The 15,290-nt window shown below is 56.1% G+C and carries 10 protein-coding genes; 6 read left to right on the top strand and 4 right to left on the bottom strand.

The window, feature by feature from the left end:
- Positions 1 to 2 precede the first annotated feature (2 nt).
- From CIK94_RS14080 to CIK94_RS08490, 6 genes are all read left to right on the top strand, one after another.
- Entirely contained in the window at positions 3 to 194 is a 192-nt protein-coding gene (locus CIK94_RS14080; RefSeq protein ID WP_094388728.1) for a hypothetical protein, read from the top strand.
- Entirely contained in the window at positions 185 to 2,062 is a 1,878-nt protein-coding gene (locus tag CIK94_RS08510; RefSeq protein ID WP_094384938.1) for a BACON domain-containing protein, read from the top strand. Before CIK94_RS14080 ends, CIK94_RS08510 begins: the two co-directional genes overlap by 10 nt.
- 28 nt (positions 2,063 to 2,090) lie before the next feature.
- Positions 2,091 to 4,490, top strand: coding sequence for a calcineurin-like phosphoesterase C-terminal domain-containing protein (locus CIK94_RS08505; protein ID WP_254046176.1), 2,400 nt, complete (start codon positions 2,091 to 2,093; stop codon positions 4,488 to 4,490).
- A 98-nt stretch (positions 4,491 to 4,588) separates the two neighbouring features.
- Complete coding sequence (locus CIK94_RS08500; protein ID WP_094422623.1) at positions 4,589 to 6,235, top strand: calcineurin-like phosphoesterase family protein; 1,647 nt, start codon at positions 4,589 to 4,591, stop codon at positions 6,233 to 6,235.
- Positions 6,236 to 6,774: 539 nt separating this feature from the next.
- Positions 6,775 to 7,005, top strand: a complete 231-nt coding sequence (locus CIK94_RS08495; RefSeq protein WP_094422621.1) for a hypothetical protein — start codon at positions 6,775 to 6,777, stop codon at positions 7,003 to 7,005.
- 384 nt (positions 7,006 to 7,389) lie between these two features.
- On the top strand, positions 7,390 to 8,259 hold the full coding sequence (locus CIK94_RS08490; protein WP_094422658.1) for an RNA polymerase sigma factor RpoD/SigA: 870 nt from the start codon (positions 7,390 to 7,392) through the stop codon (positions 8,257 to 8,259).
- A 231-nt stretch (positions 8,260 to 8,490) separates the two neighbouring features.
- On the opposite strand, the gene CIK94_RS08485 is transcribed toward CIK94_RS08490, so the two are convergent.
- From CIK94_RS08485 to CIK94_RS08470, 4 genes are all read right to left on the bottom strand, one after another.
- Entirely contained in the window at positions 8,491 to 9,099 is a 609-nt protein-coding gene (locus tag CIK94_RS08485) for an FKBP-type peptidyl-prolyl cis-trans isomerase (RefSeq protein WP_094384932.1), read from the bottom strand.
- Between the two features lie 59 nt (positions 9,100 to 9,158).
- On the bottom strand, positions 9,159 to 10,697 hold the full coding sequence (locus CIK94_RS08480; protein ID WP_094384930.1) for a glycine--tRNA ligase: 1,539 nt from the start codon (positions 10,695 to 10,697) through the stop codon (positions 9,159 to 9,161).
- Positions 10,698 to 10,798: 101 nt separating this feature from the next.
- On the bottom strand, positions 10,799 to 13,642 hold the full coding sequence (locus CIK94_RS08475) for a glycosyl hydrolase (RefSeq protein ID WP_158216547.1): 2,844 nt from the start codon (positions 13,640 to 13,642) through the stop codon (positions 10,799 to 10,801).
- A 163-nt stretch (positions 13,643 to 13,805) separates the two neighbouring features.
- Entirely contained in the window at positions 13,806 to 15,212 is a 1,407-nt protein-coding gene (locus CIK94_RS08470; protein WP_094422656.1) for an aminopeptidase C, read from the bottom strand.
- Between the last annotated feature and the right edge of the window lie 78 nt (positions 15,213 to 15,290).

Raw genomic sequence — 15,290 nt, 5'->3', positions numbered from 1 at the left:
ACATGAAAAAGAGTAACAATGCAACCACTATTACCCGTGACGCGTATGTGAAGCCTCTGTGCAAAACCCGCGCCATTGAGACTGGCAGCGAGATTTGCAACGCCTCTGTTCCTGACGTGGAACCAGGCGGCGACATGGATCGCGTTAGTAGTTTTTTACCCAACGAAGAAGAGAAGGAGGGACTATGGAACTGAAGAAAATCTTTGGCGGCATAGCTCTCGCCGCCCTCGTAGCCGCATGTTCGTCTGACGACATCGCGCCCATGACTCCCGACACCCCGCAGACCGGCAAGCTGACCATCCGCACCTCTCTCCCCAGCACCCGTGTGGGTCTGAGTGAGCAGGGCGAAGCCACCAACCCCGGACTCAAGGTGCAGTGGAAAGCCGACGACAAGCTCGCCGTAAACTGCTACCAGCAGAACAGCGTGAGCACATTCACCGCAGGCACCATAAGCAGCGACGGCCATAACGCCGAGTTTACCGGCACACTGGCAAGCACTCCCACCGGGAAGACTACCCTCTTCGCCGTCAACCAGATAGTCGCAGCGCCCATCGTTGACGCCACAGCCAAGCTCGACCTGACCACACAGACGGGAAAGATAGAAGACCTGGGCAACTATGACCTGCTGTCGGCCAAGGGTGAATACGTCCCCACCAACAATGGCAAGATAGACCTGAGCATGAAGCACAACGTGGGCTTCATCCGCGGCACCATCATCCTGCCCTTCACCCCCACCACCGAGACCTACGCCGTAAAGCTCAAAGCCGACGGCCTCGCCACAGGAGTATGGTTCTCGCTGAAGGACGGTAGCGAAAGCAACCAGTCGACCGGCGACATCAACATCAGCGCCGCCAAGGTAGACGGCAACAAGCTGACCTTCTATGCCGCCGTGCTGCCCCAGACGCTCAAGAACATGCGCGCCGACATCGTGGGCCCCAGCGCCGAAGCATACAATGACCTCTTCATCACCGACAACTTCCAGGTAGAGGCAGGCAAACTGTACACCGTGACCCGTAGCAACGAGAAGCTGGCCGACGTATCGCTCTGGACCGACAACAAGGCGTGGAGCAAGACCTACGACGTGGCCAAGTACAAGATTACCACCATCGAGCGCATACCTGCCGAAGGCAGCGACTGGCTCAGCGTGACCTCAGACGGTACCCAGGTCATCGTATCTGCCACCGCCAACACCACCGGTGCACCCCGCCAGGCCAAGCTCATCTTCGGCAACGGCAGCCAGAAGACCACCATCGACCTTACCCAGATAGAAGAGACCGACTTCGCAGGCGTATGGGATATGACAGCTTTCAAGACATTCTACACCAAGGGCTCTGCCTCTACCACCAACTATGACAGCAAGTGGAGCGCCGCAGGCACCACGCCCAGCGACAACCGCACCGACCTGAAGATAGTGGATGGCGTGAACTACAACAACAAGACCGAGCTGAACCTGGTCAACAAGACCGGCAAGACCGTCACCGCATACGAGAGTCTGAGCCAGAACTCGCAGAAAGCCACCAACAACGTGAGCATCACCGGACTCTTCGAGAATCTGAAGACCGAAGCCCTCACCAAGGTCGACCACTCTGCCAAGCAGGCTACCGTGGGCATCTTCATCGACACCCATACCTCGACCAAGGCACAGCGCCTCTACACCGGACAGTATGCCGGAGAGTACGCAGCCCTGATGCCTGAGTTGAGCACCAAGATCAACGGCGGCTGGTCGTTCCAGTATGCCACCATCGGCGGCGTGCAGTACACATGGTATACAGGCACCGTGAGCGTAGTGGGTCATACCACCACCGTGCGCTGGAACGCCAATACCAGCGGTATGCACAAGCTGAAGACCTCGGACAAAACACCCTCGCTCTATATCTGCGGTCTGCAGGTGATGCGCTATTACAACAACAGCATCTCTTCCACCAGCATGATACGCCAGAAGCCCGGCGGCTACTCAGCCTCCAACTTCGCTGCCTACGCCGTGACCTATCAGGGCGACATCGTCATCAAGCGCACCGCCTCGGGCTACAAGGATGTAGAGATAGGCGGCGGAAACAATTAATCCAACCCATCCAGCACACGAAAGAAGTATGAAGAAGATATTATATTCACTGCTCGCAGCTGCCCTGATGGCAGGTTGCAGCAACGTAGAGGAACAGGTGACACCCGGCACCGAGCCTGGCAACGACTTCGATGTCACCGCCTGCAAGATAGCCCCCACCCGCGTAGGTTATACCGAGGATGGCGGCGCCCTCACCGCCCAGTGGGAACAGACCGACCTCATCAGCATCTACGCCGATGCAGGTGTGAACCCCAACCGTGGTACCCTCAAATTTGTAAGCTATAAGGGAAGCGACAAGAGCAACGCCAACTTCAAGGGTCACTTCGACCGCGACGTAGCCACCACCACCCCCATCTACGCCTACGCCCAGTACCCCAATGTGTATAACCAAGCCGACGCCATCGTCAACGACCTGCACTTCCAGACCGGCAAGCTCACCGGCGAAGGTAGCGCCACTACCCACGACGTGCTCTTCGCCACCGGCACCTACGACCCCAACGCCACCGAGCCGCTGGCGCTCACCTTCCAGCGCAAGATGGCAATCGTGAAGCTCGACATGACGCTGCCCGACGAGGTGACCACCAAGCCCACAAGCGTGAGCATCATGGGTGCGGGTGTATATAACAATGTGTCGCTCAACATCGCCGACGCTACGCTGAAGACCGGCGAAGAGGGCGCCATCACCATAGACACCGAAGGCCTCGCCCTCAACGGCCACAGCCTTACCGTCTATGCAGCCCTCTGCCCCAACGACATCAAGGCTCTGAAAGCCACTGTCAAGGTGGGCACCAAGGCATACATCGTCCACTTCGGCGACGTAGCCCTCACTGCCGGCGCCTTCAAGGCGGTAGCCTCTACCAGCGTCAATGCCATCGACAGCGACGTGACCGGTAAGGTGACCGACCAGAACGGCAACGCCATCGAGGGAGTAGTAGTCAGCGACGGTTTCACCTGTGTGAAGACCGACGCACAGGGCAAGTATGCCTTCAACCGCAACGCCAACGCCAAGTTTGTCTACTACACCGTGCCCGCCGACTGCGAGGTACCCGTACACTCTGCCACCGACAACACCGCCAACTTCTACCTGCCTCTCGCCGAGGGCACCTACGAGTACGACTTCAAGCTCACCAAGCTCGCCGGCGGCAAGGAGACCAACCACATGATGATTGTCATCGGCGACCCACAGGTGACCAACAAGTTCAACCCCTACTACGAGAGCGCCGACGACAACATGATTAACAAGAGCGACGTGATGCGATTCACCGACGAGACCATGGCCGACATCAAGAAGACCATCGCCTTGCTGCCCGCCAGCACCCCCGTCTACGGCCTCACCATGGGCGACGATGTGCAGTACTACGGTGGTTTCAATGCCAACCTCGAAGCCGAAATCCGCGCCAAGCTCGGTTCGACCAAGATGCGCCTCTTCTCGGTCATCGGCAACCACGACCAGGACGGTAGCGCCCTCTACAAGAGCAAGTGGGAAGAGGCCTGGGGCCCCACCGACTACTCTTTCGACCGTGGCGACGTACACTATGTATGCTTCAACAACGTATACTTCTACTCTGGCGCCACTTACTACCAGCCCGGCGAGCTCACCAATGAGCAGATGGCTTGGCTCGAGAGCGACCTGAAGCTGGCCGACAAGAGCAAGATGGTGGTGCTGAGCTACCACATCCCGCTCACCTTCGGCAACCGCCGTCTCAGCGGTGCCACCGACATGGGCAGCGGCCACTATGCCTCTACCCGATTGGGCAAGATACTCACCCTGCTCAACCAGTTTGCCGGCTACCGTCTCTTCTGCGGTCACACCCACTTCGCTGTCAACAACGAGATAATCTTCGAGGGCAAGGAGGTTTATGAGCGCAGCCACGCCGCAGCCTGTGGCGACATCTGGCAGTCCAACATCAACATCGACGGTACCCCCAACGGCTACTATGTCTACACCATGGACGGTGCAACCATCAGCAACTGCTACTACAAGGGCGCCAACTGGGACAAGAACAAGCAGATGTCTGTATTCCGTGCCGACACCGACTTCAACGGTGAGAGCTATGCCGCCGACTGGCTGCTGGGCAAGGGCAAGGGTACCATCGTGGCCAATATCTTCAACGCCGACTCCAAGTGGAAGGTCTATGCCGTGGAAGGCGGCGTGAAGACCGAGATGACCCGTCTGCAGAGCACTCCCGGACAGGATGCCTTTGCCGTGGGTTACCACAAGAAGTATGCTGTAGCCAACAAGTACAACTTCTTCAGCAAGAACAACGGCTATCTGAAGATGAACCACTGGTATTCGTACATCCCCAAGGACGCCAACGCCGTGATCACCATCGAGGCCACCGACCCCTTCGGCAATACCTATACCGCAAGCAGCAAGGACGCCGTGACCGAGCCGTTCTATAACTATGCCCACTACTACGGCAAGTAACAAGACCAGATAAAACCATCAAAGCGGAAGTCGCACCCAGCCCTTCATCTGGGTGCGGCTTTTGCTTATAACGATAATCAGCAACAAGACAACCATACATGAGAAAGACAACCCTATTGACGGCTCTGGCCACCATGGCGCTCGCCATGCTCAGCCCCGTGCAGGCCACAGCCCAAAATGACACGCTGAAGTTTACCGGAACCATCACCGACCAGAAAGGACGCCCCATGCGCGGGGTGGTGGTGAGCAACGGGTTCACCTGCGTGCAGACCGACACCAAGGGCAACTACGAGCTGCCCTACAACAGCGCCACCAAGTTTGTATACTTCACCGTGCCCGCCGACTGCGAGGTGCCCACCCACTCAGCCACCGACAATACCGCCTGCTTCTACCGGCAGGTAGTAGACAGCGTGAAGCGTTATGACTTCCAGCTCACCCGTATGCCCCGAGGCAAGGAGAAAAGCTACAAGCTCATCGTCATCGGCGACCCGCAGGTGACCAATGCCTATGGCCCCTATTTCCAGGGCCCCAACGACAACGCCGTGCGCAAGAGCGACATAGACCGTTTCACCGACGAGACCATGGCCGACATCAAGAAGACCCTCGCCTCGCTGCCCGACGACATGCCCGTCTATGCGCTCAGCATGGGCGACAACGTGCAGTACTATGGTGGCTACAACGAGAAGCTGGAGGGCCAGATGCGCGCCGTGCTCGGCTCTACCCGCATGCGCACGTTCTCGGTCATCGGCAACCACGACCAGGACGGCAAGGCGCTCTTCAAGCGCAAGTGGGAAGAGGCATGGGGACCCACCGACTACTCCTTCGACCGCGGCAACGTGCACTATGTGTGCATCAACAATGTCATCTACTACCGGGGCGGTGCCTACTACCAGCCCGGCGAGCTCACCGACGAGCAGATGGCCTGGCTCGAGAGCGACCTCAGCCTGGTGCCCAAGAACAAGATGGTGGTGCTGAGCTACCACATCCCCTTCACCTTCGGCAACCGTACCCTCAAGCCCAATCCCAATGATATGGGCAAGGGCCACTACGCCTCCAACCGTCTGGAGAAGATACTCCTGATGCTCGACAAGTTCAAGGGCTACCAGCTCTTCTGCGGACACACCCACTTTGCCATCAACAACGAGATAGAACTCAACGGCCGTAAGGTGCTCGAGCGCTGTCATGCCGCCGCCTGTGGCGACATCTGGCAGTCCAACCTCAACATCGACGGTGTGCCCAATGGCTATTACGTCTACAGCGTCAAGGGTAACAAGATTGACGACTGTTATTATAAAGGTACGCGATGGGACAAGAGCCGCCAGATGACGCTCTTCCTCGCCGACACCGACTTCAATGGCGAGAGCTATGCCGCCGACTGGAACCTGCCGCGTGGCAAGGGCATCATCGTGGCCAATGTCTTCAACGCCGACTCGGGCTGGCAACTCTTCGCCATCGAGAATGGAGTGAAGACAGAGATGACCCGACTGCAGAAGACGCCCTGTCAGGACGCCTTTGCCGTGGGCTATCACCACAAGTATGTCAAGTCAAATCCCTACAATTTCTTCAGCAAGCGCAACGGTTACCTGAAGATGAACCACTGGTACTTCTACCAGCCCAAGGACCCCAAAGCGATTGTCACCATCGTGGCCAAAGACCGCTACGGCAACACCTACACCGAGACGAGCGACAAGGTAGTCACCGAGCCTTTCTACAACTATGCCCACTACTACGTGGACGAAGAGTAGACCGCCTCGCCCATAAAGCCGACACGCAGTAACCGCATCCATAGATGCCGTTACTGCGTGTTTGTTTTGTGCCCCCATGCGCCGCTCATCATCATCCATGCGCCCGGTGCTGCCGTTCTGACCGCCGCCGTCATGGCGATAATCCTCCGCCGTCATGGCAGTGGCGCTCGGCAGTCATTGCGTTGGCGCCCTGCACGGCTTGCGGCGGAGCGGATGTGGCGGTGGCTGGCATGGAGACGAAAAAAGGCGACCCTCTGTGGAGCCGCCTTCTTCAAAAGTGCATTTCTACACTTTCATTTTCTCTCTCAAAATTCTCTTTTTGTTATCCAAAAGCAAAGGACAGTCATCGCGACTACACCTGTGCATATGTCTAATTACCTAACTTAATACCTATGACAATCACTTATGTCTAAATGCAAATGCAAATGTTATCCTTATCTTTATTACCTTGAACAGAAATACCCTTATTTCTTAATTCTGATGCAAAGTTAAGCGTTTTCTGACATTTAGAAAGCATTCCTATGGAAAAAGTTTACAAAATGATTATATTTTTGATATACATCAACATGCCAAAGATTGGCTCTATTGCTCCAGAGGCTGTAGATAGGCGTGCCCAAGGGGCTGATACGGGGAAGCAGAGCCTGATGCCCACCCGCCGATATCCATGGCAGACAGCCGCTTGCCGCCTTGGCTGGACGAGTCATGCCCCCGCCCGCTCCGCCATCCGCCCCCGCTCGGCCCGCCATGCCCTCCGGCAAGACTGGAGATGAGAGTCAGCAGCTCGTATCGTAAGGCACGAGGCCACGTAACATAAGAAACGAAAGCCCGTATCATACGATACGCAGGCTCGTGCCTTACGATACGAGCCGGCAATGACGGTCGGCAGGGGCGCAAAGGCTCTGGGAAAGAGGGGAAAGATGGTCAGTAGATGCGCTGAGCGGGTCGGCAGAGTTGTGATAATGACGCTATTACCCACGGAGCGATGCAGCTGGATTGGGGCATAAAACGCCGAAAAGACAAGGACAATGAAGAAAAATCGAAAAAAGATGAAGAAATATTTGGAGATATGGAATAATTATGGTATATTGCGCCACTTTTAACATGGGAATGCATACAAACTGACCATCAACCAACTAACAAGTTTAATACAAATGATGAGACAACTTAAGATATCCAACAGCATCACCAATCGTGATCAGACTTTAGGCTCCTACCTCACCTGGATAGCCAAATTCCCCCTTCTCAATATAGAAGAGGAAATAGAACTCTCCCAGAAAATCAAACACGGCGGAACGGAGGGCGAGAAAGCCAGAGAGAAGTTGGTCACCTCCAACCTGCGCTTCGTGGTATCGGTCGCCAAGCAATACCAGCACCAGGGTTTGGCGCTCAGCGACCTCATCAACGAGGGCAACATAGGTCTGATGAAGGCTGCCGACAAGTTTGACGAGACCCGTGGCTTCAAGTTCATCTCCTATGCAGTGTGGTGGATACGCCAGAGCGTGCTGCAAGCCATCTCGGAGCAGGGCCGCATGGTGCGTCTGCCGCTCAATGTGGAGGGCGTGCTGCACACCATAGCCAACGCCACCAACGACTTCATGCAGAAACACCAGCGGCTGCCCTCGGTCGACGAACTGGCAGCCATCACCAATGTAGACCCTGAAAAAATCGGTCAGGTGCTGAAGAGCCACGGCCCTCATACCAGCATCGACACGCCCCTGCAGTCTGGCGAAGACACGACGATAGCCGACACGATACAGGCCGACAGCAAATGGAGCCCCGACAAGGAGGCCGACTCAAAGAGTCTCACCGACGAGCTCTGCCAGGTCATGCAGAAGGTGCTCAAGGAGCGCGAGATGACCATCGTGAGATACTGCTTCGGCATAGGCTGTCCCGAAAAGGGACTGGAAGAGATAGGCGACCTGTTCAATCTCACCCGCGAGCGCGTGCGCCAGATACGCGAGCGCTGCATCCTCAAGCTCAAAGGCAGCGACCAGGCCCACATTCTCGCCAAGTACTTGGGGTAGGCGCCCACCTTATTATATATATAGCGCAGGGACAGACTCCTTGCCAGCACTGCAGCCAGGGCACTACCCACAGAGGGTGGTGCCCTGCCGCTTGCTGCCCCCGGCAAGGCTGTGGATGGGAAGGGCTACAGCGACGATAGGGGAAAAAAATATCCGCAATACCAGTCGGTCGGTATTGCGGATAATTGTAGTATGCTGCGTATCTGCTTTCTGTACAGTCGTCAGCTCGGCTTATGGTCGGGTTGTTCCGGGACGATGGAACGAAACCAGCGTGAGGTCGAACACCAGCGTAGAGTAGCCCGGAATAGATGTGGTGGCACCACTGGGGGCGTAGGTCGACTTGCCGTAACCCAGAGCGTAGGGAATGGTGACACGCCAGCGGTCGCCGGGGTGCATATTGAGCAGCGCTGTGGTGAAACCGTCGATGAAGGTCGACGCGGTGTAGGTCGTGGAGTTCATCGTGGTGAGGTCGTAGTCTCCCGTCCATGTCTGATCGAACACATATCCTGCGGGGTACGATGTCGTGGGGATAAAGCAACCACGGTAGTGTATCGTCACGGAGTCGGTGTACATAGGACTCTCGGTGCTGGTTCCCTCGTGGAGCACTTCGGCTACGATGTAATTGTCGGGGTTTGTGGCCACATTCTCGGGCAAGTCCCAACTGCGTATTACCTTGTACCTGGCGGGATTGCTCTTGGCTGTCTGGTAGAGATTGTTGAAGTAAGTCTCATTGCGATTCTGCCAATCCTCAAACTCGCTGGGCTCGCCGGGGGTCTCGGAGCACGATGCCATCACGAGAGGCAATGCCATCAATAAGAATTTTACGATATTCTTTATCATCTATTATACTATGTATATCCTCCCTGCCGTCGGTGGACAACAGGGAGGATGTGAAAAAATCAATTGAGCTTCTTGAGCAGACTGGTGATGCTCACGCGGTCTTCGATGATGGCGCGGAGCTGGTCTACAGGCACACGCTCCTGCTTCATCGTGTCGCGATAGCGCAGGGTAACGGTGTTGTCGGTAAGGGTATCGCCATCGACGGTGACACAGAAGGGAGTACCGATGGCATCCTGACGGCGGTAACGCTTGCCGATAGAGTCCTTGGCCTCGATATGTGTGTTGAAGTGGAACTTCAGGTCGTTGACAATCTCCTGTGCCTTCTCAGGCAGTCCGTCCTTGTTGACCAGGGGCAGCACGGCACACTTGACGGGAGCCAGTGGCTCGGGCAACTTGAGCACTACGCGGCTGCCGTTCTCGAGCTGTTCCTCGGTGTAGGCATGGCACATCACGCTGAGGAACATACGGTCTACGCCGATAGAGGTTTCAACATCGTAAGGTACATAGCTCTCATTGGTTTCGGGGTCAAAATACTTGATTTGACGACCGCTGTACTTCTCATGCTGAGAGAGGTCGAAGTTAGTACGTGAGTGAATACCCTCAACCTCCTTGAAACCGAATGGCATGCGGAACTCGATGTCTGTGGCGGCATTGGCGTAGTGAGCCAACTTCTCGTGGTCGTGGAAGCGATAGTTCTCGGCGCCCATGCCAAGAGCCTCGTGCCACTTGAGGCGATACTGCTTCCAGTACTCGAACCACTTCATCTCCGTGCCGGGCTGGCAGAAGAACTGCATCTCCATCTGCTCAAACTCACGCATACGGAATACGAACTGGCGAGCCACTATCTCGTTGCGGAAAGCCTTTCCTATCTGTGCGATACCGAAGGGCAGCTTCATGCGGCCGGTCTTCTGCACGTTGAGGTAGTTGACAAAGATACCCTGGGCGGTCTCGGGACGCAGGTAAATCTTATTGGTAGTGTCGGAGACAGAACCCATCTCGGTAGAGAACATCAGGTTGAACTGGCGCACATCTGTCCAGTTCTTGGTGCCGCTGATAGGGTCTACAATGTTCTCGTCGAGGATTATCTGCTTCAGCTCCTCAAGGTTGGGACCCTGCATTGCCTCGGTGTAACGTGCATGAAGAGCGTCGCGCTTCTGCTGATGCTCGAGCACACGGGGATTGGTAGCGCGGAATTTCTGCTCATCAAAGGCGTCGCCGAACTTCTTGGCGGCTTTGGCAACCTCCTTGTCTATCTTCTCCTCGTACTTGGCTATCTGGTCTTCGATGAGCACGTCGGCACGATAACGCTTCTTGGAGTCGCGGTTATCGATAAGTGGGTCGTTGAACGCATCGACGTGGCCGGAAGCCTTCCACACGGTCGGGTGCATGAAGATGGCGGCGTCGATACCCACGATATTGCTGTGCATCAGCACCATCGACTTCCACCAATATTCCTTGATATTATTCTTAAGCTCAACGCCGTTCTGACCGTAGTCATACACGGCGGCGAGACCGTCGTAAATGTCTGAACTGGGAAAAACAAAGCCATACTCTTTGCAATGGCTGACTATTTTCTTGAAAACATCTTCTTGTGCCATAATTGATTTATCTTCGTTAAATGCTGACTGCAAAGGTACTACAAAAAATAGATACCCGCTAAGATATAGTCGTTTATTTTTCGGTTTTAATCAAAAATTAACTACTCATACAGACGCACCGGACCCAGCAGACCCATAGAGCGCAGAGGGTGATTGCGCTTGATTACATAGCGCTGTGCCACCTTGTTGTCCTTGAGGGTATGCATGTAATTGCCCATGAGGGTGGTCACCTTGACCTCGATGGTGTTGGCACCGGCATGGAGCATGCCTTCGACGTCGATGACGCGGTCGCCAAACCACTGCACCCCGGCTGGGCGTCCATTGATCTTGACTTCGGCTATCTCGCACACGCGTCCTAAGTTAAGGTATTTGGGCATGCGTCCGCTCTCCACATTGACGGTGGTGGTGTAGGTGATGTCGCCCATGAAGTGGGAGTACTCCGTGTTCTTCAGGTCCTGCAGGCTGTCGGGCATGGCCATCGTCTTGACCCATCCCTCGCGCGAGTGGTGCAGGCTGGCGGTCCAGTTGCCCAACTCGATGTACTGCTCGCCCTGCAGAGGCTTGCGCTTGTAGACGGGAGCCTTGGCCTTGACATCGTTGAAGACCACGAAGAAGGCCTCAGCGGGACCCATGTCGAGGTGCAGACGCTGGCCGTCGAGCTTGAGCGTGTAGCGCTTGCCGTCGGCGGGGTCGTAGAGCCATGCCGACTTGCCACGGGTCATGCTCTCGGGGAAGACCACATCGGTCTGCTTGCTGTCCTTCAGGTTGACATTGGCAAAGAAGAAGAGGTCGGAACCATCGTCGGCCTTGTATCTGTTCTGGAGCACAAAGCGGTCGGGGTTGGTAATGGTAACGGCGTGGGAGAGCTGATACTTGTCCATCACGTTGCGATACCACTCGAGATACTTGCCGTCCTGGGGCTTCTCGAGCAGCACGAAGCGGTCGGCGTAGCCCTTGAGCTCGTCAACGGTGGCACGCATCTTGGCGTCGCGCTCCTGATAGTCCTTCAGACCGAGCGAGCGCTGGGGATAGGTGCCGATGCAGAACACGCGGCCGCCACCACGGACAAACTCGAGCAGCTTGTCCATCACGCCCTGGGTAGTGCCCTTGACATCGGGCAGGAAGATAGCCGAATAGCTCTTGGGGCCATAGCAGAGATGGCCATCGCGCACGTCGCATTTCTCGATGATGCTCTCGCTGAGATAGTCGGCGCCGCCGCCATTCTTATGGATGGCTTCCCAGATGAGGGAAGTATAGGTCACGTTGAGGTCGCGGGGGAACGGCTCGGTCTGCACACCCATCTCGGTCCACAGGTCGGCGTTGGGGGGCAGTATGGCGATGTCAGTCTGCATGTCCACATTCTGCAGGATGCTGCTCACGCGGGCACGGTAGTTGTTCAGATACTTCCAGTAGGGGAACCATGTGTTCTTCTCGTTATAGTAGCTGCCATACTGGACCCATCCGGGGAATGCCACATCGCGCGGGCTGTAGTTGAAGCCATGCCATACGGAGTGGGTAACACCCGAGAAGGCCGACATGTCGGTGCCTATCTTGATAAGTTCGAGCGGGGTATTGAAGACGAGATACGTATTGGTCATCTCCTCACAGCTCACGAGGCGCTTGCCGGTAAGGTGGGCTGCCGAAGAGACATACTTGTCTATCATCGTATATCCGCGGCCACGGCGGTAGTCCTTATCGCCCATCTCTTCACCCAGACGGTGGCGCAACCAGTTGGTAGTCCACGACTCGCCTTCGGGAATGTCGTAGGAGAGGGATGACTCGAGTGGGAAGAAGCCTCGTCCGTAAGCCTGGGCACGCGACTTGACGCCCTTTTCCTTGCACCATGAGGTGAAGGTATTGGTATATCGCTCCTGCAGCAACTCTGCCTTGGTCAGCTCGAAGTCGTAGCGCACGCGGTCTACCTGGTTCTTGAAGTCGGGGCCCTTCTTGGCACCGAAGATATAGCTCTCCACATCGCCCAGGCGTCCTACCTTGAACATGGTGAAGGGCAGCCAGGGCATCACGTCATAACCGCGACGGCGCTTGAACTCCTCGCGGAAGTCGTCGGTCCAGTTGGTGCCCTCGAGCTCCATACTGTCGACGAAGAACGAACGCAACCAGCGCGAGAGGGGACCAGTCTTGGTCTCAATGGTATTGTACATATTGTCGAGATAACGGCGTACGGCACCCGCATTCATGTGGTCGAGTATGCTGCCGGCTGCTCCGGGAGCGCCGTTGATGACCGATGCGAAGGAGTCGAAACGCACCATGGCGTAGAGCTGATACTTGCCCTCGGCGGGGGTGTCTACTACGTAGTTGCCATTGGCAAACTCGGCGGTGACATCCTTGGCCTGGCGGAAGTCATTGATGGAATCGGGCACGAGATAAGCTATCTCCAAGCGGGGCTCGCGGGCTGAGTTGGTGATAGACACTCCAGGGTCGAGGCGCTTGAACAGGTCAAACTTGGAGAACTCGTAATGACGGCCGGGAGTCAGAGGGATGGCAGCGGTAAGCAGCACCGATGCACGGTCTTTGTGGGGCAGAGTCTCGCTGCCGAAGGGCCATCCCGAACCGATGAGCAGGTCGCAGGTCATGCCGATGCGGCGTGCCTCGGTCAGCGTGGTATCGAGGGCCTCAAGCCAGGGCTGGCTGAGCCAGGTGAGCTGCTTGTAGCCGTGTTGGTCGGCACCGTAGGGCAGCGAGATGGGATTAATCTCGACACCGCCGATGCCTGCATCGCGCAACAAGTGGAGCTCGCGCACAAGCTCCTTGCCTACGACGGCATCGCCGTTCCACCACCAGCGCACGAAGGGACGATAGCGGCTGTCCGGGTTCTGAAACTGGGCATACAACGCCTGCGCCGAGAGCTTGCTCGGCTTATTGTCGGCATGCACGGGCATCAGCGCCATGGCCGACAGGATCAGGGTAAAGATAACATTTTTCATAATTGGTAACAAAATTACCATGATTAGGCGGGGAAGGCTAACCATAATCGTTAAAACTCACTAAAATATCATTATTCATAGGCGAATAACAAAAAGAGAGAGCCCGAGCGAGAAGGCTGTGGCCTCCGTCACTCGGGCTCTGGTTATGGGGATGATTATGTGCTTACATATCCTCGGCGAAGAGTGGGTCTTCGGGCATAACCATTACCGGCTTCTGGTCGAACTCACGAAGGAGGTTCTCGGGCACATACTCCTTGTTGACAACGAGGCGGAACATGTAGTCGCGGAACCAGCGGTCGGTCATGATGAAGCATCCACCGAAGCCGTTGTCAGCTCCCCAGCTGTTTTCCACCTTCCACTTCACGGGCTTGCCGTCCTTATCCAGGTCTACGGCGGTGAGGGTCATGGCGTGGGTAGAGCCGCTGTCGAAGGTTTCGATGCGCTGGGCCTTGTCCATGCCGAAGGTGATGCCGAAGAGCGAGCCGTAGTCAAAGTTCTCAGTGTCGAGATAGCCGCGCTTGCGGTCGAGCTGCTTGCCCACATCGTAGCTGGAGTACATCTTGCTGCCACCCTTGATACTGGCTATGGCAAGCTGGGCAATATCGTCCATAGGCAGGTTGAGATACTTCCAGTTGTGGCCGTCATAGGTGTGGCGGTCATACTCCACCTCGTAGGTCTTGTGGTATTCGCGGCGAGGGTCGTTCATCACCATCATGAAGGAGCCGTTGAGCGAGTGGCCTACGGTCTCATCGTAGAACGACTTGGGGGTATAGCGCTTGGCGGGAGTCAGGGTGCGTCCGTTCTTGTCGGTGAAGGCGTAGGTAAACTCCTGCACGGGTTCGCCGATGGTAAGAGCCAGGATGTGGTAGATGGTGCCCAGCATCTCGGTCTTGCGCTTGCGGATGTCCTGAGCCTTCTTGCCGGCAGCCACCATCAAGCGCAGCTCAAGACCATACTCACGCAGTTTGGAAGAGATAATCCTTGCCATGCGGCTGGTATTGTCAGACGAGTAGGTCTCGGGCATCACTGCCATAGGCACCAGACCGTACTTCTCGGCGAGGTCGGCCACGCCACAGAAGGTACCGCCATCGTTGATGGGGTGCTGGAAGAAGAAGCGCACACGCTGGTCGTCGATGGGCTTGCGGGCATTGTCGATGACGCCTTGGAGCATGAGGTTGGCCTTCTCCAGCTGGTCGTAGAAGAAGAGATAAGCCTGTGAATACTCTACACAGAGGCTGTCCTGATGCTGCTTGGCAAAGTTGGCGCGCAGCACATTGAAGCCAGAGAACATCCAGCAGCGGCCCGAACTGCGTTGGTTGTGAATCTTCTGCTTGGGAGTCTCGTTGCTGAAGTGGGTGTCTACAGGGCGTTTGGCAGCATAATTCTTGGCCAGGTCGTCGATAGAGTTGGCGGCAATGGCATTGAAGAGCGCCTTGTCTTGAGCCGCTGTAGGCTGAGCCTTGCGGATGGCAGCGAGCATATCATTGCTGAGCCCGCCGTCATGCTTCTGCGCCGAGGCGGTAACCGCTCCCATCAGCGCCAGAGCAATAAGAAGTGTCTTTTGTTTCATCATCGTTTATAATAAATTAGTAATTGCTGTCTATGATGCTACAAAGTTAGCACTTTCTGCCGAGCCGAAGGGGATAAA

It is taken from the genome of Prevotella sp. P4-51 (genome assembly GCF_002251455.1).
Lineage (GTDB): Bacteria > Bacteroidota > Bacteroidia > Bacteroidales > Bacteroidaceae > Prevotella.
Note: the sequence above shows the minus strand (reverse complement) of the source record. Positions and strands in the feature narration are given on the sequence as shown.